Here is a 1,317-nt window from a genome sequence, read left to right as displayed (position 1 = left end):
TTTGGTGTTGTCTGTTGGTTTTCATAGAAGAGAATAGAGATAAATAATAAGTTATTGATTTTTATAGTTTTGGTTTTTTCTGATAGGACACAGCTGGTGTCCGCACGTGAGGACACAGCTGGTGTCCGCATGTGGCTGGACATAGGACACCACAAGTCCTATGATGGGACAAAAATGTCCTATCAAAAAGACACCGAGGGATAAAGATGATCGTAGCTTCAGAACACCAAGCAAAGCTAAGGCAGAAAGAAATACAGGAAATCGACAAGAAGGCATCTAAAGAGCACGAGGAGGCAAAGAAGAACAGTAACTTCACTCAGACATACCCAAAGGGCTGGCAACGCATTAGAGAGCTTGTGAGGGACAAACAGGGTGCTGCCGCTATAGGTCTTTACTCATTTTTCGCTGAACACATAGATCCTACATGCGGTGCAGTGGTCTGCGATCAGCAATTTTTAGCTAATCAGATGGGTGTTTCTACTCGAACAATTCGTCGTTGGTTAGATTATTTGGAGGAGAAAGGTGCTTTGGTAAGAATACCAGTTGCTGGAAAGGTTTGTGCTTACGCTTTAGATCCTCACGAAGTCTGGAAGGGATATAACACATCAAAAGACTACTCAGCCTTTGTTACCAAGACATTAGTGAACAAGGATGGAGAAATAAAACGCCGGATAATGGCTATGTTTTCCGGAGAGGAGAGCGGTCAAGAGCAGTAGCGAAGCGACTCTTGACGGCTCGGAACGACCCCCACCCTCAGAAAGGGGGATGGTTCGCCACAGCGAGCCATCCCCATAATAAGCCGCCCTTTAAGCAGTAGATCCCATAAATAAATAAAACAGCACATCACTTTTGTAATGTGCGGCATTCCTTTGGGACTAAAAGAAGTTAGCCAGGAATGTAATACAGAAACTTTACCGACAAGGAGGTCATCATGATCACGTCAACAATCATCACAATCATCGGCTTAATTGGGAGTCTCATAACGATTTACCGAGAGATATACCCGAAGGATAAGCACTAATTAGCCAGTATACACTCCGCTAGCGGAGTGACTGGTTCAGGGCTTCGCCCCGAAACCCCTGAAAACCGTCAATCATGGTGATGGCTCACTACGCGAGCCATCACCAGATACAAGGTTAAACGGGCATTTTGATCGTCAAGGTCAAGCCGCTAACGCGGTCGCCTATGGCGAACCCTGACCCTCAAAATGCCCGACCGGAGGGAGGGAGCTACCTTGAACTTTGGTGTTGTCTGTTGGTTTTCATAGAAGAGAATAGAGATAAATAATAAGTTATTGATTTTTATAGTTTTGGTTTT

General features: G+C 44.8%; 1 protein-coding gene. It reads left to right on the top strand.

What is annotated here, in order from left to right; translation table 11 throughout:
• Nucleotides 1-206 precede the first annotated feature (206 nt).
• The gene (locus ACEQFP_RS17425; protein WP_023206179.1) at nt 207-716 is read left to right on the top strand and encodes a helix-turn-helix domain-containing protein; all 510 of its coding nucleotides are present in this window, start codon (nt 207-209) and stop codon (nt 714-716) included.
• Nucleotides 717-1,317 lie beyond the last annotated feature (601 nt).

The sequence above is a fragment of the Edwardsiella sp. A.80236 genome (genome assembly GCF_044540725.1).
Lineage (GTDB): Bacteria > Pseudomonadota > Gammaproteobacteria > Enterobacterales > Enterobacteriaceae > Edwardsiella > Edwardsiella tarda.
Note: the sequence above shows the minus strand (reverse complement) of the source record. Positions and strands in the feature narration are given on the sequence as shown.